Annotated in this window: 14 protein-coding genes; 6 read left to right on the top strand and 8 right to left on the bottom strand. The window is 71.9% G+C overall.

The features are described from left to right. Positions 1-298: 298 nt before the first annotated feature. The 3 genes from ACGFYN_RS39120 (at position 299) to ACGFYN_RS39110 (ending at position 2,263) form a co-directional block, all read left to right on the top strand. The gene (locus ACGFYN_RS39120; RefSeq protein WP_393870812.1) at positions 299-676 is read left to right on the top strand and encodes a PadR family transcriptional regulator; all 378 of its coding nucleotides are present in this window, start codon (positions 299-301) and stop codon (positions 674-676) included. Then, the gene (locus ACGFYN_RS39115) at positions 673-1,671 is read left to right on the top strand and encodes a hypothetical protein (RefSeq protein ID WP_393870747.1); all 999 of its coding nucleotides are present in this window, start codon (positions 673-675) and stop codon (positions 1,669-1,671) included. Before ACGFYN_RS39120 ends, ACGFYN_RS39115 begins: the two co-directional genes overlap by 4 nt. 97 nt (positions 1,672-1,768) lie before the next feature. Further along, on the top strand, positions 1,769-2,263 hold the full coding sequence (locus ACGFYN_RS39110; RefSeq protein ID WP_393870746.1) for a hypothetical protein: 495 nt from the start codon (positions 1,769-1,771) through the stop codon (positions 2,261-2,263). Here ACGFYN_RS39110 and ACGFYN_RS39105 read toward each other — a convergent pair. From ACGFYN_RS39105 to ACGFYN_RS39095, 3 genes are all read right to left on the bottom strand, one after another. Next, complete coding sequence (locus ACGFYN_RS39105; protein ID WP_393870745.1) at positions 2,247-2,738, bottom strand: lamin tail domain-containing protein; 492 nt, start codon at positions 2,736-2,738, stop codon at positions 2,247-2,249. The genes ACGFYN_RS39110 and ACGFYN_RS39105 overlap by 17 nt on opposite strands. A gap of 121 nt (positions 2,739-2,859) precedes the next feature. Further along, entirely contained in the window at positions 2,860-4,020 is a 1,161-nt protein-coding gene (locus ACGFYN_RS39100; RefSeq protein ID WP_393870811.1) for an FAD-dependent oxidoreductase, read from the bottom strand. A gap of 124 nt (positions 4,021-4,144) precedes the next feature. After that, positions 4,145-5,509: an FAD-dependent oxidoreductase gene (locus ACGFYN_RS39095; protein WP_393870744.1), complete on the bottom strand. Its 1,365-nt coding sequence runs from the start codon at positions 5,507-5,509 to the stop codon at positions 4,145-4,147. Between the two features lie 161 nt (positions 5,510-5,670). On the opposite strand from ACGFYN_RS39095, the gene ACGFYN_RS39090 reads away from it, so the two are divergent. Together ACGFYN_RS39090 and ACGFYN_RS39085 are read left to right on the top strand one after the other, a co-directional pair. Further along, entirely contained in the window at positions 5,671-6,360 is a 690-nt protein-coding gene (locus ACGFYN_RS39090; RefSeq protein WP_393870743.1) for an RNA polymerase sigma factor, read from the top strand. Further along, positions 6,353-7,282, top strand: coding sequence for a CU044_5270 family protein (locus ACGFYN_RS39085; protein ID WP_393870742.1), 930 nt, complete (start codon positions 6,353-6,355; stop codon positions 7,280-7,282). Before ACGFYN_RS39090 ends, ACGFYN_RS39085 begins: the two co-directional genes overlap by 8 nt. Before the next feature lie 51 nt (positions 7,283-7,333). Here the strand turns inward: ACGFYN_RS39085 and ACGFYN_RS39080 are convergent, their stop codons facing one another. The 3 genes from ACGFYN_RS39080 to ACGFYN_RS39070 all read right to left on the bottom strand — a co-directional run bounded on the left by ACGFYN_RS39080 (position 7,334) and on the right by ACGFYN_RS39070 (position 13,801). After that, on the bottom strand, positions 7,334-8,185 hold the full coding sequence (locus ACGFYN_RS39080) for a chitosanase (protein ID WP_393870741.1): 852 nt from the start codon (positions 8,183-8,185) through the stop codon (positions 7,334-7,336). A gap of 165 nt (positions 8,186-8,350) precedes the next feature. Further along, positions 8,351-11,155 (bottom strand): SpoIIE family protein phosphatase, encoded by a 2,805-nt coding sequence (locus tag ACGFYN_RS39075; RefSeq protein WP_393870740.1) that lies wholly within the window; start codon positions 11,153-11,155, stop codon positions 8,351-8,353. Positions 11,156-11,227: 72 nt separating this feature from the next. Next, positions 11,228-13,801 (bottom strand): SpoIIE family protein phosphatase, encoded by a 2,574-nt coding sequence (locus tag ACGFYN_RS39070; protein ID WP_393870739.1) that lies wholly within the window; start codon positions 13,799-13,801, stop codon positions 11,228-11,230. Between the two features lie 350 nt (positions 13,802-14,151). Here ACGFYN_RS39070 and ACGFYN_RS39065 point away from each other — a divergent pair, with 350 nt between their 5' ends. After that, positions 14,152-14,775, top strand: coding sequence for a GNAT family N-acetyltransferase (locus ACGFYN_RS39065; RefSeq protein ID WP_393870738.1), 624 nt, complete (start codon positions 14,152-14,154; stop codon positions 14,773-14,775). 6 nt (positions 14,776-14,781) lie between these two features. On the opposite strand, the gene ACGFYN_RS39060 is transcribed toward ACGFYN_RS39065, so the two are convergent. Beyond that, positions 14,782-16,512 carry a dolichyl-phosphate-mannose--protein mannosyltransferase gene (locus ACGFYN_RS39060; RefSeq protein WP_393870737.1) on the bottom strand — a complete coding sequence of 577 codons (1,731 nt, stop codon included), beginning with the start codon at positions 16,510-16,512 and terminating at the stop codon, positions 14,782-14,784. 72 nt (positions 16,513-16,584) lie between these two features. Continuing rightward, positions 16,585-18,999, bottom strand: a complete 2,415-nt coding sequence (locus tag ACGFYN_RS39055) for a GH92 family glycosyl hydrolase (protein WP_393870736.1) — start codon at positions 18,997-18,999, stop codon at positions 16,585-16,587. Positions 19,000-19,226 lie beyond the last annotated feature (227 nt).

The following is a 19,226-nucleotide window of genomic DNA, read 5'->3' as shown; positions in this document are numbered from 1 at the left end:
GGTCTGCACACGGAATGTGCGTGGCGCACACGGGGTGTGATCGATCTGCTCCAGGACATGACAGTTCACGCGTGTTCCGCCGGACCGGGGTGCGGCCACAATGGCGGCCGCGAACAGGACCCGCCCACCATCCGCTTCGGGGCGGGGCCTGTTCGCGCCGTGTCAGGCGGTGCCGGAGTCCGGCCGGCACCGCCCACCCCCTGCCGCACGTAACGCGAGCACTCCGACACGTCCGGTGACTCCGTGACGCGCTATATATCGGCAACCGATATATAATGGCCGTATGGCATCGAGGAACATGACACAGGCGGCGTTCTTCGTCCTCACGGCCCTGGCCGACCAGCCCCGGCACGGCTACGGGATTCTGCGCGAGGTCGAGGACCTGTCGGACGGCACGGTCCAACTGCGCGTCGGCACCCTGTACGGCGTGCTGGACCGGCTCACCGCGGACGGACTCATCGTCCTGGACCGCGAGGAGGTGCACGAGGGCCGGTTGCGGCGCTACTACCGCCTGACCGGCGAGGGGACGGCGGCCCTCGACGCGGAGGCGGAGCGCATGGCCGCCGGTGCGAGCGCCGCCAAGCAGCGGATCGCCGAGGGCCGCAGAGCCCCCGGAGCGGCCGGAGCGGCCGCCCACCCCACCACCGACCCCGGACTCGCGGGAGGTCTCGCATGACGACGCTGCTCGAAACCCGGTACCGCGGCGTGCTGCGCCTGCTCCCCGCCTACTACCGCAGGGCCCGGGAGGAGGAGATGGTCGAGGTCTACCTGTGGGACGTCGACCGGGACACCCAGGACCAGAGCAGGCCCACGCTCGGCGAGGTGGCGAGTGTCGCCGCCCTCGCACTGCGCAGCAGGCTCGCCGTCGCCGGAGCCCCCCGGCCGTACGCGCTGCTCGGCTCGGTCGTCCGCCACTTCGCGCTCTTCGCCGTGCTCCTCCAGGCTGCCGCCGCGGTGGCCGACCGGGTACTCAACCTGACCTGGTCGTCGACCCACGGCAGGGGCCAGTGGGACATGTTTATGTCGGGATTCACCGGCGGCGGCCCGCTCGGCGTCGTCGCGGTCGCCGAGTGGGTCCTGCCGCTGCTGTGGATCGTCGGCTTCTTCGCCCTGCTGCACGACCACCGGGCCCTTGCCCGCACCGCCGTCCTGCTCGCCGCGCTGCCCTCGCTGTGGCCGCTGTTCGGGCCGCTGGTGAGCGAACGGGTGGCGGCGGACCCCTGGTTCGCCCTCGCCACCGCGCTGCTGGCCTGGCTGCCTGCCCTCGCCCTGTGCGCCGCCTACCACCGGGACGCCCCGCCGGCCACGCTGCCCGTCGGCACTCCGGGCCTCGTCCTCGCCGCGTGCAGCGTGGTGATGGGCGGATCGCTCGTGCTCCTGCCCGCCATGGCGGACGCGGCCTGGGCGCCGGCCACCGGCTTCGTCCTCGGCGCCCTCGCCTGGCTGCTGCTGCGCAATCGCCGTACGGACAGCGGCGCTTCGGGCGGTGCCGCCGCCCTGGCCGCGCTCGGCCTGCTGCTCCTGGCCGTACGGGTGGCGGCGCTGTATCTCTGGCTCGGCGTGCCCGTCCCCACCGCCTTCCTCGGCGGAGCGCTGGTACAGGTCGGCGCCCTCACCCTGCTGGTAGTGGTGCTGGCCCTGGTGGCCAGGCGCGACCTCGCTCCGCGCTGAACTGCGCGGGCGATACGGCGATCAGCCTGCCCGCCTCTGGCAGGAGGCCCGAACTCTGCTGTATCCGCCGGCCGTTGTCCTGATCGGCCTGTTCGCGGTGAGCCTGCTCAACGCGAAGGGGCTCTACATCGCCAAGGGCGGTTCCATCGTCCCGGTGCTGTTCAGCCTGGGTCGGGTGTTCACGCTGGGCCTGCTCGCGGTGGCCGCCCTCGCGCTGCCGGCCTGGCAGCACCACGCGCCCGGGGCGCCGCTCGCCGTGCGTGCGGCACCCCTGCCCGGTTGGTCCAAGCCGCCTCTGGCGGTGCTGGGTTCGTCCTGGCGGGGCATCGGGGCGGGTCTGCTGATCCGCCCCGGGTTCTGGGCCGCCGTCGTCCCCTGGGACACCGGCCGCGCCGACGCCCAGGCCCCCGGAGTGTGTGCCCTCGCGCTAGGCGTCGGAGTCCTCGGCTCACTGGCGGAGGACGACCCCGACCGCACCCGTCCCGCCCTGCTCGCGCTGAGCCTGGTCTGCATGGTGGCCGGGCCGCTGTGCGCGGGAGGGAGCGGGCGTGTGCTGCTCGCCCGCTCCTCGGCCGTCACCCGTGGAACGTGATGTATCCGTTCCCGTCACGGTCGTTCGCGGCCTTGGTGTAGGCGTGCGAGTCGGCGCCCGCGCCGGACGGCTTGTAGAGGTAGATCGTGTCCTTGTCGTTGTTCCAGATGAAGTTGCAGTTGTTGCGGTACGCGACGTTCTTGCTGTCCGACTCGGTGCCGTGGCCACCGCGGAGCTTCACGTAGTCGCCGGGCTGCAGGTAGTGGTTGTGGCTGAAGGTGAACCGGTTGCCGACCTTGTCCTTGACCACGTAGCCCTTGAGGTTCACGGTCGTGTGCGCCGAGTAGTTCTTGATCGTCAGGTACTCGTCCTTGGTGTTCCCGGTCGAGCAGCTGTTGGAGTCTCTGCCGGGTGCGTCGTACTGGACGCCCTTGATCTTCAGTGCCGAGGAGTACTCGGTGGCGTGGGCCGGAACGGCGGCCAGTACGGCGAGAGTTCCCGCGGCGGCGGTTGCGGCGAGTACGCGTATGCGCATGTGAATCTGCCCCCCTGTGAAGCTTCGGTGAAGAAGGTGCAGATTATAGGATCGGGGTGTTCCGGGGGGCGAATTCGCCGATTTCGCGCCGTAAAGCGCTTGGAGACGGTATTAGGGGGCGTCAGGCCCAGGCGTCCGACCGCCAGTCCAGCAACCGCGCGATCTCGTCCCCGCCCGGGCGGGAGGGTGCCGCGGCCCGGCTCGCGGGGGACGGCGAGGGCACGCCCCGGGAGATGTTGCCGCTGACGGTGATGTTGTGCTCCACGCGGGGGCGGCGCAGCTCCTCGTAGCGCGCGAGGGCCGCATCGGTGCCCGGTGCGTCGCGCAGGCACTTGGCGAGCACCACCGCGTCCTCCAGCGCCATCGACGCACCCTGACCGGTGGCGGGAGAGGCCGCGTGCGCCGCGTCGCCGACGAGCAGTGTGCGGCCGGCGCGCCAGGGGCTGCCGGTGGGGATCTCGGTGGCGTTGGTGACCAGGACGTCCTCGTCGGTCGCGGCGACGATGTCCGCGGCCGGGGTGGAGTCCTTGCGCAGCAGGGGGAGGAGCAGCTCGCGCCAGTCGGCGGCGGTGCCCTGGGCGATCCGCCCGGCGGGCAGCGGTTCGCCGGAAACCCGGGCGAACCAGTACGTCTCCCCGTCCGGTGACCCGGCGAAGCCGAAGGCGGCACCGCTGCCGCGGATCATGGTGATGCTCGCGTCCCCGGCCGGCAGGGACGCGGTGCGGGTGTAGCCGTAGAAGACCTGCTGGCCCGCGTAAAGGGGCTGTACGGCGGGGCCGGTGGCGTTGCGGACGGTGGATCCGAGTCCGTCGGCGCCGATCAGGAGGTCGCCGGTGGCCCTGCTGCCGTCGGCGAAGTGGGCGGTGACACCGTCGGCGTCCTCCACCACGGAGGCCAGCCGGGCGCCGTGGCGGATGCCGATGCCCCGGCCCGACGCCTCCGCCTGGAGCGCGGAGTTGAGGTCGCCGCGGCGCAGGCACCGGTACTGGAGCAGTGGGTCGCCGGCCTCGCCGATGGGTGTCTTCGCCAGCTCGGCGCCCGTGCCGTCGAGGACACGCATCGAGGTCAGCGGGAAGCCCAGCGCGGTGACCGCGGCGGAGGCGTCGAGCTGTGCGAGGGCGCGCATGCCGTTGCTCGCGAGGGTGAGGAACGCGCCCAGGTCCTCGGCCGAGTTCGGGTGGGCTTCGTGCACCTCGACGTCGAACCCTGCCTTGTGCAGGGCGAGTGCCGTCGCCGTGCCCGCGATTCCGCCGCCGATAACCAGTACTCGAGCCACGCCCACCCCGTTCGTCCCCGCACGGCCCCCGTGGTCGTACGTCCCCGTGGAAACGTCCGGACGGCGGCGGTGGTTCCGCTCCGCGGCCGTGATCAGGCCGGTCGTGCCGGGTGGCACGACCGGCCCTCGGTCACGCGCCGCTCTCGCGAAGCATGTCCTCACGCTCGACGATCTTCACGCGCTCGCGGCCCTGCGGCTCGCCCAGCGCCTTCTCGGCGGCGTCCAGCCTGTACCAGCCGTCCCAGGTGGTGAAGCGGACGTCGCGCTCGCCCAGGAACGCCTGCACGGCCTCCGGCTCCGGCGAGGCGGGGGTCTGCAGACGGCCGCCCGCGTAGTCGTCGAGCAGGTTGGCCACCGTCTCGTTGGCGTCGCCCTTGGTGTGGCCGATCAGGCCGACCGGGCCGCGCCTGATCCAGCCGGTGACGTACGTCGACTGCAGGTGCTCGCCGGACTCCTGGACCACGCGGCCGCCCGCGTCCGGAACCGTGCCCGACTCGATGTCCCAGGGGAGCTTGGGGAGCTTGTCGGAGAGGTAGCCGACCGCGCGGTAGACCGCGGTGACGTCCCAGTCCTTGAACTCGCCGGTGCCCTTGACGTTGCCGGTGCCGTCGAGGGCGGTGCGCTCGGTGCGCAGGCCGACGACCCTGCCGTCCTCGCCGAGCACCTCGGTGGGCGACTCGAAGAAGTGCAGGAACAGCTTGTGCGGGCGGTCGCCGACGTCGCGGATCGCCCAGTTCTCCAGCGTCTTGGCGACCATGTCGGCCTGCTTGTTGCCGCGCCGGGTCTCGATCGAGCCCGCGTCGTAGTCGATGTCCTCGGGGTCGACGATGACCTCGATGTTGGGGGAGTGGTCCAGCTCCCGCAGCTCCATCGGGGAGAACTTCGCCTGCGCCGGGCCGCGGCGGCCGAACACGTGGATCTCCAGCGCCTTGTTGGCCTTCAGACCCTCGTGGACGTTCGGCGGGATCTCCGTCGGCAGCAGCTCGTCGCCCGTCTTGGCGAGGATGCGGGCGACGTCCAGGGCGACGTTGCCGACGCCGAGCACGGCGACCTTCTCGGCCTCCAGCGGCCAGGTGCGCGGCACGTCCGGGTGGCCGTCGTACCAGGACACGAAGTCGGCGGCGCCGTACGAGCCGTCGAGGTCGATGCCCGGGATGCGCAGCTCGCGGTCGGCGGTCGCGCCCGTCGAGAAGATCACGCCGTCGTAGAAGGCCCGCAGGTCGTCCAGGCTGATGTCGTTCGGGTAGTCGACGTTGCCGAAGAGGCGGATCTGCGGCTTGTCGAGCACCTGGTGCAGGGCCGTGATGATGCCCTTGATGCGGGGGTGGTCGGGGGCGACGCCGTAGCGGATCAGCCCGAACGGCGCGGGCATGCGCTCGAAGATGTCGATGGACACACCGGGCTCGGCGGCCACGTCGGACTTGAGCAGCGCGTCGGCTGCGTAGATCCCGGCGGGGCCGGCTCCGACGATGGCTACCCGCAGGGGGCGGGGCATGATCAGGTTCCCTTCGAGCGGCGAAAAGATCGACTCGAACAGGAAGCCTAAACTAAGGCAAGCCTAAGTCGGTACGCGGGTCCGGTCTATGAGCTCATAAATCAAATTTATGAGCTGCAGGATGGAACCCGAGCGCGGCCATCGGCCAACAGGAGTCGACCATGCCCGCGACCTCGAGGTACATCAATGAACCTGAAAGGCGATCGGTGACCGCCCTGCCGAGCATCGGAGCACATTCCGCCCCCGGTGCCCACGACGACGCCGTGACCGATGCCTCGGTCGTCGAAAGATCCTGGGACGATCCCGACGTGTTCGCGGTGCTCTTCAGCCGCTACGCCGACGACATCCATCGCTATGCGGCCAGACGGCTCGGCGTCGAGGTGGCCGACGACCTGATGGCCGAGACCTTCGTGATCGCCTTCCAGCAGCGACGTCGCTACGACCTCTCACGGCCGCACGCGCGGCCCTGGCTGTACGGGATCGTCACCAATCTGGTCGGCCAGCACCGGCGGGCGGAGGCCCGCCGGCTCAAGGCCCTCGCGCGGGTCGCCGGTGCCTCTGAGACCGAGGGCGAGCCCCTCGCCGACCGGGTGGCCGCGCGGGTCAGCGCCGAGCACTCCCGCGCCCGGCTCGCGGATGCGCTGGCCGGGTTGCCCGCCCGTCACCGGGACGTGCTGCTGCTGATCGCCTGGGGCGATCTCGACTACACGCAGGCGGCGCAGGCCCTGGGCGTGCCGGTCGGGACGGTGCGCTCGCGGCTGCACCGTGCGCGGGCCAAGCTGCGCCAGGCGCTGGGCGGGTCGGATCCCACCGCACTTCACGAGGAGACCGAGGAGACCGATCGTGGATGACCTCACCGCGGTGCGCGAACTGTCGGACGACGTACCCGAGTTGACGGACGAGGCGCGCACCGCGGCGCGTTTCCGCCTGCAACGCGCCATCGTCCAGGAGGGCCGTCCGCGCCCGCTGTCCCGGCGGCTGATGCTCAGGGCGGCCGTCGCCGGCACGGCCGCGGCGGCGGTCGCCGGAGGCGTCGTCGTCACAGCCCGGCACGAACCGGGCACGGACACACCGCAGTTGACCAACCTGAGCGCGGCGCAGCTGCTGCGAAGGGCCGCGGACAGGTCCCGGGCGGGCGGTGCCGGGACGCCGGTTCCGCGCGACGACCAGTACGTCTACACCAGGACCTACGTCACACGGACCTATGTGAAGGACGGCAGAACCAGGACCTGGACGGACGAGAGCTGGCTCTCGGTGGACGGCTCCAGGCCCTCCCGGCGCGAGGAGCACGGCACGGTCCACAACGATCCCCCGCTGGGCGAGCACGAGGTGATGGTGCCGCCGACCAGGTACGCCGATCTGGCGAAGTGGCCGACGGACCCGGACGAGTTGCTCAAGTGGCTCCGGATGGGCACGGACACGGAGCAGGGTTACCGGGAGGCGTTCATGAACGCGTGTCAGTTCTTCGTGGTGCCGCGCGTGATGCCGCCCGGTCTGGAGGCGGCGACCTTCGAGGCCGTCGCGAGGATTCCCGGCATCCGGATCGACCGCCAGGCGGTGGACGCTCTGGGGCGTCGTGGAATCGCGGTGGCGTACCCGAAGTTCGACTTCGCCTTCGTCTTCGACGCGAAGACGTACGCCTACCTGGGCATGCGCCTGACCGGCAGCACCGTGACCTACCGCGGTCGCAAGGCCACCCACCACGGCTGGTACCACGAGATGAGTGCCCTGCGGGAGCTGGGCGTCGTGGACCGCATCGGCCAGCTCCCGTAGACCCGGTCTGCCGTACCGCGCGGGGGGCGGTACGGCAGACCCGGCTCGGCGTCAGCCGATGTGGTAACTGTCGCCGTACACCTTCCAGTTCAGAGGTGTGTTCAGGCACAGGTTGCCGTTGCGCAGGAACACCCGCTGCTCCGTGTCCACCCGGCTGGTGTCGCTGTGGGCCTCCTCCTGCTTCATCGCCCACACCCGCGCGTCGAGGAAGGCGTTGACATACGTCGTCTCATCGCCGCCCTGCGCCGGCGGCTTGGCCTTGTTCAGTGCGCGCTTGCGGATGTTGCGGAAGCTGGTGGGGTCGCCGCCGTCGCCGTGCATCACGATGGCGTCGTAGTAGGCGAACTGGCCCAGCGTGCCGAGCCCGTCGGACTTGCCCTGGCTCACGGCCGGGTTGAAGTACACCCGGTCACGCTCGTCGTTCTGCGCCTGCTGAAAGGCGCCGTCCTGGGCCGCCTTGGCCCAGTCCCGGGGGAAGTTGGGGTCCAGGCCGTCGTGCGAGTCGGTGCCGTTCACCGAGCGCAGCGCCGGGAGGTACTTGGCCAGGACGTTGCCGGGCTTGCGGTCGGTGTAGAGCTGGACCAGGTCGAGCATGTCGCCGGTGCCGGAGCAGAAGCCTATGATCCCGGCGGTGTAGCCGCGGCCGTCGCCGATGTCCTCGATGTACTTGTACTGCGCCTTCCAGTCGAGCGAGGAGTTCTCCGCGCTCGACACCAGCTTCATGGCGATCTCCTTCTTCGCCGCGTCGTCGAGCGGGGTGCAGGCCGCGGCCGCGGAGGCGGAGGCGGAGGCGTGCGACGGCCGGAGCAGGGGGACGGCGGCCAGGGAGGCGGCGGCCGCCGCGAGGACGGTGCGGCGCGCGATGCGGTGGGAGCGTGCGGGGTCGCCGGAGTGGTGCGTCACGGGGTCTCCAAATCGTGGTGGGGGGTGGGGAGTTGGCCGTGCGTGACACTGATAGGAAGGTTTCCTATCAGCTGAGGCCGAGGGAGGACACCCGTCGCGGAAGAAGTTCGTAGGGACGCACGAAGCAGGTACGGACCAAAAGGGGTGAGACAGGGCAGGGACGCGTCAGGGCAGCGGCTGCTCGGCCCAGATCACCTTGCCGTCGGGGGTGTAGCGGGTACCCCAGCGCTCGGCGAGCTGCGCCACCAGGAACAGGCCGCGGCCGCCCTCGTCCGTCATCGCCGCGTACCGCAGATGCGGTGAGGTGCTGCTGCTGTCGAAGACCTCGCAGATCAGGGTGCGGTCCAGCAGCACGCGGACGTTGATGGGGTCGGCGCCGTAGCGGATGGCGTTGGTGACCAGCTCGCTCAGGATGAGCTCCGTGCCGAAGGTCAGCTCCTCAAGGCCCCACGTGGTGAGCCGGCGGCTGACCGACGCCCGTACCTCGCCGACGGCCGCCGGGTCGTTGGGCACCTGCCATTCGGCGATGTGCTCGGCGGGCAGGGCCCGGGTGCGGGCGACGATCAGGGCGACGTCGTCACTGGGTTTGGCCGGCAGCTGCGAATCGAGCACCGACCGGCAGGTCTCCTCCGGCGAGTCACCGGCGCGTTCCAGCGCGCCCCGCAGGAGTTCGAGCCCCTCGTCGATGTCCCGGCCGCGGTCCTCGACGAGTCCGTCCGTGTAGAGGACGAGGCGGCTGCCCGCCTCCAGCGTGAGGTCGGCGGTCTCGAACGGCAGCCCGCCGAGGCCGAGCGGTGGCCCGGCCGGCACGTCGGGGAAGTCGACACCGCCATCGGGGCGGATCAGCGCGGGCGGCGGATGGCCGGCCCGGGCGATCGTGCACACCCGCGACACCGGGTCGTAGACCGCGTACAGGCAGGTGGCGCCGGTGACCGGGGCGCTGTCGCTGTCCGTGGTCTCGTCCTGGTCGATACGGCCGACCAACTCGTCGAGCAGTGCGAGGAGTTCGTCGGGCGGCAGGTCGAGCGCGGAGAAGTTGTGGACCGCCGTGCGCAGCCGTCCCATGGTGGCCGCGGCGTGCAGCCCGTGCCCGACGACGTCGCCGACGACGAGTGCGACGCGGGTGCCCGACAGCGGCAGTACGTCGAACCAGTCGCCGCCGACCCCGGCCTGCGCGGGCAGATAGCGGTAGGCGATGTCGAGGGCGGACTGCTCGGGCAGCGTGCGGGGCAGGAGGCTGCGCTGCAGGGTCACGGCCATGCTGTGCTCGCGCGTGTAGCGGCGGGCGTTGTCGATGGAGACCGCGGCCCGGGTCACCAGCTCCTCGGCGAGGGCCAGTTCCTCGGCGTCGAAGGGGTTCGGCTTCTCCGAGCGCCAGAAGCTGACCACGCCCAGGACCAGGGTCCCGGCGCGCAGCGGCACCGTGATCAGCGAGTGGATGCCGTAGTCCACGACCTGCGCGGTGCGCTCCAGGTCCTGCGCGTGCCAGCCGGGCGCCGAGGCCAGGTGCGGCTCCAGCACCGCCTGACCGGTGCGCAGGCTGCGGGCCTGCGGCGAGGTGTCGACGAATCTGATCTGCCGGCCCACCTTGTACAGCGGGGCGTCCTCGCGGACCCCGCGTGAGGCGGTACGGCGCACGGCCGTCGCACCCTCCGGCTGGCCGCCGCCCAGCACGGCGTCGAACAGGTCGACCGTCGCGAAGTCGGCGAACCGGGGCACGGCGAGCTCGGCCAGCTCCTCCGCGGTACGGGTGACGTCCAGGCTCGTGCCGATGCCCACGCCGGCGTCGTAGAGCATGTTGAGGCGTTCGCGGGCGGTCTCGGCCCGGCCGGACAGGGCGCGCAGCTCGGTGGAGTCGCGGAGCGTGGCGACACTGCCCGGCGGACCGCCCTGGACGTCGGTGGGCCGCTGGTTGACGGCCAGCAGCCGGTCCTTGACCAGGTGCACCTCGTCCGTGGCCACGCGGCCCGAGGCCAGCAGCTCCGCGGTGTCGGGGTCGAGGCCGAGGTCGAGGGCGTGCCGGCCCTCCGCGTCCACGGGCAGGTCGAGCAGCCGGTGCGCCTCGTCGTTGGCGAGCAGCAGACAGCCCTCGCCGCTGACGATGAGCACGCCCTCGCGCACCGCGTGCAGCACCGCGTCGTGGTGCTCGTACATACGGGTCATCTCGTCCGGGCCGAGGCCGTGCGTCTGCCGCAGCAGCCGTCTGCTCACCAGCGCCGTGCCCGCCGTCGCCAGGGCGAGGCCCACGGCCGCGGCCATCAGGACGAGCGGGAGCTGGCGATTGGCGGCGCCGCCCACGTTGTTGGTGGTGATGCCCGCCGACACGAGGCCCACGACTTTTCCGTCCGGGGCCTTGATCGGTACGACCGCCTGGACCAGCCGCCCGATGGTGCCGTTGATCTCCTCGACCACGGTCCCGCCGGCCAGCGCGGGGGCGATGGTGCCCACGAACTTCTTGCCGATGCGGTCCGGTTTGGGGTGGGTGTAGCGGATGCCGTCGGTGTTCATGACGACGATGAAGTCCACGCCGGTCGCCTTGCGGGCGGCCTCCGCGCGGGGCTGCAGGACGGCCGTCGGATCGGGGGCGCTCAGGGCCGCGCGGGTGCCGGGCGCGTTGGCGAACGCCTGGGCCACGGCGACCGAGCGGTTGCGGGCCTCCTGCGTGCTGTCGTGCCGGGCCTGCAGATACAGCGCCACCACGGCGGCGACCACCAGCAGCAGCACGATCACCACCTGCAGGACGAACACCTGCCGGGCGATGCTGCGTCCGGTCAGGGCCGACCGCAGGGCCGCGACGCGCCCCGGCTCCGTTTCACCCGAGTGGTCCTTCCGGTGGGGGAACGCCCCTGCCGGCCGCCGCGTCGATCGCTGCCCGTGCGCTCCGTGGGCACGAACGCTCGCGCGGCGGGCACGGGGACCGCCGGGACGCCGGTGCGACCGGGTCCCGGAGCGGTCCGGAAGACGGACCATGTGCCATGTCTACACTGCCGCGCCCTATGAGGCGAGAGGTTCATGTTCAGGCATCGTCCGCAGACGCCGGCCTCACCGTCCGGTTCGCTCCGCCGCCCGGCGCGTCGCCAGGAGCAGGGCGATGTCGTCCGGACGGTCCCGGGTGTGCCGGGCCATGGCCGTGAGGCGGTCGGCGATTCCGGTCAGGGTGCGGCGGCTCGGGCGGTTGGCGGGGGCGCCGGCCTTCGACAGGGCCACGCGCAGGGCCGTGATGCCGTCGTCGATGTCGACACCGGGGCGTTCCACGAGTCCGTCCGTGTAGAGCGCGAGGACGGAGCCCGGTTCGATCTGCAGCTCGGAGACGGGGTAGTGGGCCTGCTGATCCACCCCGAGCACGACCCCGCCCGGCAGATCCAGCACCTCGGTGTGGCCGTCCGGGTGACGCAGCAGCGGAGGCGGGTGTCCCGCGCGGGCGACGCGCGCCAGGCCCGACGCCGGGTCCAGCCTGATGTAGCAGCAGCTCGCGAACTGGCCGGGGTCGAGGTCGATGAGCAGATGGTTGGTACCGCTCATCACCTCGTCGGGCGGACGGTCGCCGAGCGCGAACGCCCGCACCGCGCTGCGCAGTTGCCCCATGGTGGCCGCGGCCTGCACGCCGTGCCCCTGGACGTCGCCGATGACCAGCGCCAGACCGTCCCCCGCCTCGACGACGTCGTACCAGTCGCCGCCCACCTCCATCCCCTGGGTGCCGGGCAGATAGCGCCCGGTGGTCTCCATCTGCGGGTGGGCCGACAGCCGGCGGGGGAGCAGGGCCTGCTGCAGCCCGCGCGCGAGCGCCGCCTCGCTCTCGTAGCGCTGCGCCTTCTCCATCGCGTGCGCGATCAGCCCGGCGAGCGCGGTGAGCACCGTACGCTCCTCGGTGCTGAAGCTGCGGGGGCGGTCGAAGCCCAGGATGCAGGAGCCGACCGGCCGGCCCGAGGCGATCAGCGGCAGGAAGGCGCGAGCGCCCTCGTCCGCGTCCAGCGCGATTCCCGGATAGGCCGCCGCCAGCTGCTCCATCGAGTCGAAGAAGATCGGCCGGCCCGTGGTCAGCGTCTCCACACCGGGGAGCCGGGCGTCCAGGCCCACGCCCTCGAAGGGCTCGAGGAACCCCTTGGGGAAGCCGTTCTCCCAGGACAGGTACAGGTGGCGCTCCTGCACCAGGTAGATGGCGAGCCGGCGGCCGCCGAACGCGGGCAGCACCTCACGCATCACCACCGCTGCCACCTGACGCGCGGTGACCGCCTCGGACAGCGCGATGGCGAGCACGATGGGCTGGTACAGCGGAGCCATCGACGGGCTCGCCGGCGCCTCCGAGGACGCGGTCCCGACCGGTTCCGGCTGCGGCGCGAGCCCCGCGGCGCCGTCCGCCACCCGGTTCGCCGGACGGAATGTGCACGTCAGCACGTCACGGCCCGGATAGACACACACATCCAGCCAGGGGCCTTCGTACGACGCCGAATCGCTCTCGTACGGGGCCGGATGGCCCTCCCCGCCGCCCTTGCCGGGCCGTTCCAGACGGAAGCGCACCGGGCCCGGGGAGAGCAGCGCGCTGCGCAGATGGTCCTCGACGGCCGGCTGGTTCATCCAGGGCACGCCCTCCCACAGCGGACGGCTGAGCAGCTGCGTCCGCGACCGGCGCAGCAGCTGTCCCGCGCGCGGGTTGGCGTAGAGGATCAGCCCCAGCCGGTCCAGGCAGAGCACGCCCTCGGGCAGCAGGTCGGCCGCCGCGTCGGCGGCCGCGCCGGGGCCGGGGTCGACGACGAAGCCGCGGACGGGGTGCGCGCCGGACGGGGTGCCGGGCGGGGAGGGGGAGCCGTACGGGCTCCACAGCTCCACCAGCCGCAGCGCGCCGTCCTCGGACCGCACATACAGCGGCAGCGGCGGTGGCCGACCGGTGGCCGTCTCCCTGAGCGCGGTCAGGACCCGCTCCGTCTCGGCCGGGGCCACGGCGTCCGCGAGCGCCTGCACGGAGGTGGCGAAGTCGTCGGCCGGCATCCCCAGCAGCGCGGGCAGCCGCTCGTCCGCCGTCACGACGTCCGTCACCGGGTCCCAGGCGAAGCCACCGGCGCGCCCCGCGGGCGGGCGGGTGCCGGGCGGCCGTACGCACATGGGCTCGGCGTCCCAGGCGACCGACGGCTTGCCGCCGTCCTCCAGACGCCGCATGGAGGCGCCCAGGTCATCGGCGAGCCGCACCATGCGGTCGCGGTGGTGCAGCAGCTCGGTCGCGTCCGTCGCGGAGGGACACAGCACGGTCAGCACACCGAAGGTCGTGGTGCCGCCGACGATCGGCACGTACAGCGACCCGAACTGGAACGGCAGGCCCGCGGCGAACTGGGGATACCGCCGCATCGTCTCCGTCGCGTTCGGCAGCACCACCTGCACACCGAGCCGGTACGCGTCCGCCACCGGGAACGGCCGGTCCACATGCATCCGCCACCACGGCCGGAACAGCGGCCCCGGCAGCCCCGTCAGCACCGCCAGCCGCAGCAGCCCGGGCGTGCCGGAGCGCAGATAGACCCCTCCCGCGTGACCCTCTGCCGCACCGACCGCCTCGGTCGAGACGTCGATCAGCAGTGAGGCCAGCTGCCCGGGGCTTCGCTGTGCGTCCTCCGCACTCCGAGTCATCGGCCCTACCTCGTCCGTACGCCGCCCAGAGGCGACACAGCAAGAATGCGCCACCACGGGGCTGCAGCGCACCTGCGCGGCGCAATACGGCACGCGGACCTCGATCGCCCGATGAGCGCCCCCACGGCAACCATCCCCAAACCCACGGCCTCCAGGTCTGGCCCCGGTTCAAGGTGACCTCCCGTCCACCGCGTGCCCAGGCCGTCATCTCGGTCGAACCCGACGCCCTGGCCATGGAGTTCCCTTCGGACCCGGCCGACTGAGGGGTCGATGGAACGGCCCCCGCACGGGGAGGCCCGCCGGTTCCCAGCTTCTTGTGGGAGCGCTCCCAAACGGGGCAGGATGCTGCGATGACGACTCCCGCCATCCGTCCCTACCGCCCCGACGACCGCGACGCCCTGGACGACATCTGCGTCCGTACCGCCCACAACGGCCAGGACAGCCGCCCCTTTTACGCCGACCCCACCATCTTCCCGGTGACCTTCGCGGCCCCGTACGCCCACCTGGAGCCGGAGCTGGCCTTCGTGCTGGACGACGGGCAGGGCGATGCGGTCGGCTACATCCTCGGCACCGCCGACACTCCCCGATTCGTCGAGGCCTTCCGCGAGAAGTGGCTGCCGCTGGTCGCCGACCGCTACCCGGAGCCCGCCGGGCCCCCACGCACCCCGGACGAGGCGATGATCCCGCTGCTGCACCACCCCGAGCGGATGATCGTCCCCGAAGTCGCCGCGTACCCGGCCCACCTGCACATCGACCTGCTCCCCGCCTGGCAGGGACGCGGTCACGGCCGTGGACTGATGCGGACCTTCCTACGGGCGCTGCACGACCGCGGCGTCATGGCCGTGCACCTCACCATGGTCACCGCCAACACCCCGGCCAGGGCCTTCTACGACCGTCTCGGCTTCCACGAGATCGACGTGCCGGACCCCGGCCCGGTCACGTATCTGGGCCGCGCGACCGGGGAGTTGGTGTGACGGGCCTCAGATCCAGGTGTCCAGCCACATCCGGGCGTGCCAGTCCGCGTACGGGATCGTCTGGCCGGTGTAGATCGGGAAGAAGTAGATGAAGTTCCAGGCGATGAGCAGCACCAGCGCGCCCGCGCCCACCGCGCCGATCAGCCGGCGCCGCTCGTCCGCCCCGGGCGGCCCCAGCAGGGCGCCCGCCATCATGGCCACGGCCAGACACAGGAACGGCACGAACACCACGGCGTAGAAGGAGAAGATCGTGCGGTCCTGGTAGTTGAACCAGGGGAGGTATCCCGCGCCGACCGCGCACAGCAGGGCACCCGCCCGCCAGTCCCGGCGCAGCGCCCACCGGAACAGCAGGTAGACCAGCGCGGCACAGCCCGCCCACCACAGCAGCGGGGTGCCCAGGCCCAGGATCTCCTGCGAGCAGCCGGCGGCGGCGTGGCAGCCCTCCTGCCCCGGCTTCGGCGACTCGTAGTAGAACGCGACGGGCCGCCCCTGGACCAGCCAGCTCCAGGGGTTGGACTGATAGCGGTGCGGGGTGTGCAGGCCGATGTTGAACTGGTAGACGGCGTGTTCGTAGTGCCACAGGCTGCGCAGCGGGGCCGGGATCCAGGACCAGGTGCCGCCCCGGCCGTCCGCCCAGTGACGGTCGTAGGCCTTGTCGGACAGGAACCATCCGGTCCAGGTCGCCAGGTACGTCAGTACGGCGACGGGGACCATGGACAGCACCGACCAGCCGAAGTCCTTGCGCAGCACCGCCCGGTAGGGACCGTGGGCCCCGGCGACGCGGCGGGAGCCCACGTCCCACAGGACGGTCAGGGCCGTGAAGAAGACGACGAAGTACAGGCCGTTCCACTTGCTCGCGGCGGCCAGCCCGAGCAGGACGCCGGCCGCGAGGCGCCACGGGCGCAGGCCCGTTCCGGCGTGTTCGCCGGTGTGCGCGTCGGGGCGTGCGAAGCCGTCCTCGTCGACGGGCAGGGCCGCCGCCAGCCGGGCCCGTGCCCTGTCCCGGTCGACGAGGAGACAGGCGAACGCCGCCAGTACGAAGAACATGACCACGAGGTCGAGCAGCGCGGTGCGGCTCATCACGAAGTGCAGGCCGTCCACCGCCAGAAGCGCGCCGGCGAGGCAGCCCAGCAGGGTCGAGCGGAACAGGCGGCGCCCTATTCGGCACAGCATGAGCACCGAGAGGGTGCCGAGCAGTGCGGTCATGAACCGCCAGCCGAACGGGTCCAGGCCGAACAGTCCTTCCCCTACGGCGATGACCCACTTGCCCATCGGCGGATGCGCGACGAAGCTGCCGGCGTCGGAGAGCGGGATCACCTGGGGGTGCGCCAGGATCTGCGGGTCGGCGATCTTGCGGTCCGGCCAGGTGCCCTCGTAGCCGAGCCGCAGCATCGACCAGGAGTCCTTGGCGTAGAACGTCTCGTCGAAGACGAGCGCCCGCGGGCTGCCCAGGTTCCAGAAGCGGAGCGCCCCGGCGAAAACGGCCACGAGCAGTGGTCCCAGCCGGCCCATGGACCGTGCGAGGCGCCGGGCGGGCCGTGGACCGAGGCCCAGCCACTCCCACAGCCACGTGTCCGGTTCGGGGAACGGCGGGACCAGCCTGGCGCGGGTGTCGGTCCGGGCACCTGCGGTGTGGCCGAACCGGCGCAGCCGCTGCGCCCAGGGAGCGGGGCCGGGCCGGGCCGCCGTGCGGGCGTCCTCGTCGACGCCGGACCGGGTGGGGGTGTCACTCGTCACCGGGTCATCGTAGGGAACGCCCGTACGGGCCGGGCGCGACCCCGATCATCGGGGCCGCGCCGTTGGCGTCTCCTACGCGGGCAGGGTGCCGGGGGCGGTCGCCCATCGGGTGTTCGGCTGCTGAGCGAGCCGGAAGTCGAGCCGGCCGCCGGACAGCGTCAGGCCCGGTCCGGTCCACGACCGGTCCAGGGGCCGGCCGCCGAGGCGTACGGCGTCGACGTAGATGTGCGTGTCGTCGGCGTCCGGCGCGGTGATCACGATGTCCTTGCGGCCGGGCCGGTCGATCACCGCGGAGGGGAAGACCGGGGCACCGAGCAGCAGCCGTGCGGTGCCCGGTGCCTGCGGATAGACGCCGAGCGCGGAGAAGACGTACCAGGCGGACATGGTGCCCAGGTCGTCGTTGCCGGGCAGGCCCGAGGGGCCCGTGCCGTACACGGTGTCGACGATCTGCCGCACGGTCGCCTGCGTCTTCCAGGGCTGCCCCAGGGCGTTGTAGAGCCAAGGGGCGTGAATTCCGGGCTCGTTGGTGGGGTCGTAGCGCAGTGCGTCGCCGCCGCGCACCGACCAGGAGCCGTCGGCCTTGTGGAAGAAGCCGTCGAGGCGGTTGGCCGCCACCTCGCGGCCACCCATCGCGTCGGCCAGGCCTTGGACGTCCTGCGGCACCATCCAGGTGTACGTGGCGCTCGTGCCCTGCGCGAATCCGAGGTCGCTGCCCGGGCTGAAGGGCGTCACCCACGAACCGTCGAGCCTCCGTGCCTGGATGTACCCGGTGCCGGGGTTGAAGACGTTGCGCCAGTAGGCGCCGCGCTCGGTGAAGATCTTGGTCTCGGTGTCCCGGCCGAGCAGCTTCGCCCACTGGGCGAGCGCGGAGTCGGCGACGGCGTCCTCCAGGGTCTCGGCGGCCCCGCCCCAGCAGTGGCACACGTCCTGGGCGGCGTAATGGGAGCTCAAGTACTGGGCGAGGTTGGGGCGTTGGCCGACGCACTGGCCGGGGCAGCCGGCGTCCGAGAGCCCGTCGGCGCTGGGCACGGTGGCCTGACGGACCAGGGAGTCGAAGGCGCCCCGGTAGTCGAAGTTGCGGACGCCCATGGCGTAGAAGGTCGCCAGCGTCGCCGCCGAGGGGTCGCCGGTCATGACATGCGTGGCACCACTGATGTGCACCCAGCGGTCCCAGACTCCGCCGTTCTGCTGCGCGAAGTTGTAGAGGGACTGGGCGAAGTCGCCCGCGACCGTGGGTTTCAGCAGCGCGAGCAGCTGGATCTGGGCCCGGTACTGGTCCCAGCCCGAGAAGTTGCTGTACTGGGCGCGCTGCCCGTGCGCGAGGCGGTGCACGGCCTGGTCCATGCCCCAGTAGCGGCCGTCGGTGTCGCTGATCAGGTTCGGCTGCATGAGGGCGTGGTAGAGCGCGGTGTAGAAGGTCTGGCGGCGGGCGGCACTGCCTCCCCGCACCCGGACGACGTCCAGCTCGCGGTCCCAGGCCCGTGCGCCCGCCTCGGCCACCTGCCCGACGCTCGCGCGGGCGGGGATCTCCTCGCGCAGGTTGGCCTCGGCGCCCTTCCGGCTGACGTAGGAGATGCCGATCCGCATGTGGACATCGTTGTCAGCGCTGGTGTCGAAGCCGACCCAGCCGCCGGAGCCTCGGCCGGCCCGGTCCGCGCCCGTCGCGTAGCCCTCGCCGCCGGAGGCGGACGTCGCGCCGGGGGAGACCGCGCCGTCCTGCCAGGTGCCGGTCGAGGCGAAGGCGCGGTCGAAGGAGGCGCTGAAGTACAGCTTGTAGTAGCTCTTCCGGTTGTTGACGCCGCCGTTGGCGCGCCGGCCGCAGAAGGCGCCCGTGAGCACCCAGCCGGTCACCTTGCGGTGTGCGGCGTCGATGTCGACGTGCGCGTCCGCGCTGCCGTTCAGGGAGTTGGAGACGCGGAAGAGCAGATTGGCCGGGCGGTCGGCCGGGAACGTGAAGTCGGCGACGCCCGCACGCTTGCTGACGGCGAGGTCGGCCTTCGCGCCGGAGGCGAGGCCCAGCGTGTAGCGGCCGGGTACCGCCTTCTCGTCCGCGTGCGAGAAGTTCGCCGCGTAGACGGCGTCCTTGGTGTCCGCGGACGGCGAGGACGTCACGTCGCCCACGAACGGCATGATCGGGACGTCCCCCGCCGCGCCGGGATTGCAGCCGGCGCCGTTGACATGGGTCAGGCTCAGACCACGGACGCGGGTGGCGTTGTACTCGTAGCCGTTGGCGGCCCCGGTGCTCGTCTGGTCGCCGGTGGTGCTCGTCGGCGACCAGGCGATCATCCCGTACGGGAGCGTGGCACCGGGATAGGTGTTGCCGCCGCCCGAGGAGCCGATCAGGGGGTCGACGAGCGAGGAGGGGCGTTCGGCGGCGTCGGCCCCCGCGGACGGGAACGGAACGCTCAGAGCCACGGCCGTGGTCAGGAGTACAGCCGCGGATCGGGCGCCGAATCGTCTTGCTGCGCGCAGCCGTTGAAGGCGCATGCGTGGATCGCCTTTCGATGACGGGACGTCGGCCCGGAGGGAGTTCCGGGCCGCGCGCCAGGTTATGAGTCCGCCAGATGAAAGGGGAGCGTCCGTCGGGTCGTTGTGATGAAGGAGGGGTGAACGGTGGTCGTGCTAGTGTCCTGCGCCAGTAGTTGATCGTTAGTAGGTGTGTGACTTCTGCTGCTGGTGCGTCAGTTCCCCGTCGGGGCCCGAAGCTGGAACCG

Source organism: Streptomyces sp. NPDC048419 (genome assembly GCF_043200415.1).
GTDB lineage: Bacteria > Actinomycetota > Actinomycetes > Streptomycetales > Streptomycetaceae > Streptomyces.
This window is presented reverse-complemented; position numbering and strand designations above follow the sequence as displayed.

Coding starts and splice junctions, on each gene's coding strand:
- ACGFYN_RS39120 (WP_393870812.1), top strand. CDS start 299: ATGACACAGGCGGCGTTCTTCGTCCTCACGGCCCTGGCCGACCAGCCC.
- ACGFYN_RS39115 (WP_393870747.1), top strand. CDS start 673: ATGACGACGCTGCTCGAAACCCGGTACCGCGGCGTGCTGCGCCTGCTC.
- ACGFYN_RS39105 (WP_393870745.1), bottom strand. CDS start 2,738: ATGCGCATACGCGTACTCGCCGCAACCGCCGCCGCGGGAACTCTCGCC.
- ACGFYN_RS39095 (WP_393870744.1), bottom strand. CDS start 5,509: ATGCCCCGCCCCCTGCGGGTAGCCATCGTCGGAGCCGGCCCCGCCGGG.
- ACGFYN_RS39090 (WP_393870743.1), top strand. CDS start 5,671: ATGCCCGCGACCTCGAGGTACATCAATGAACCTGAAAGGCGATCGGTG.
- ACGFYN_RS39075 (WP_393870740.1), bottom strand. CDS start 11,155: ATGGTCCGTCTTCCGGACCGCTCCGGGACCCGGTCGCACCGGCGTCCC.
- ACGFYN_RS39070 (WP_393870739.1), bottom strand. CDS start 13,801: ATGACTCGGAGTGCGGAGGACGCACAGCGAAGCCCCGGGCAGCTGGCC.
- ACGFYN_RS39065 (WP_393870738.1), top strand. CDS start 14,152: ATGACGACTCCCGCCATCCGTCCCTACCGCCCCGACGACCGCGACGCC.
- ACGFYN_RS39055 (WP_393870736.1), bottom strand. CDS start 18,999: ATGCGCCTTCAACGGCTGCGCGCAGCAAGACGATTCGGCGCCCGATCC.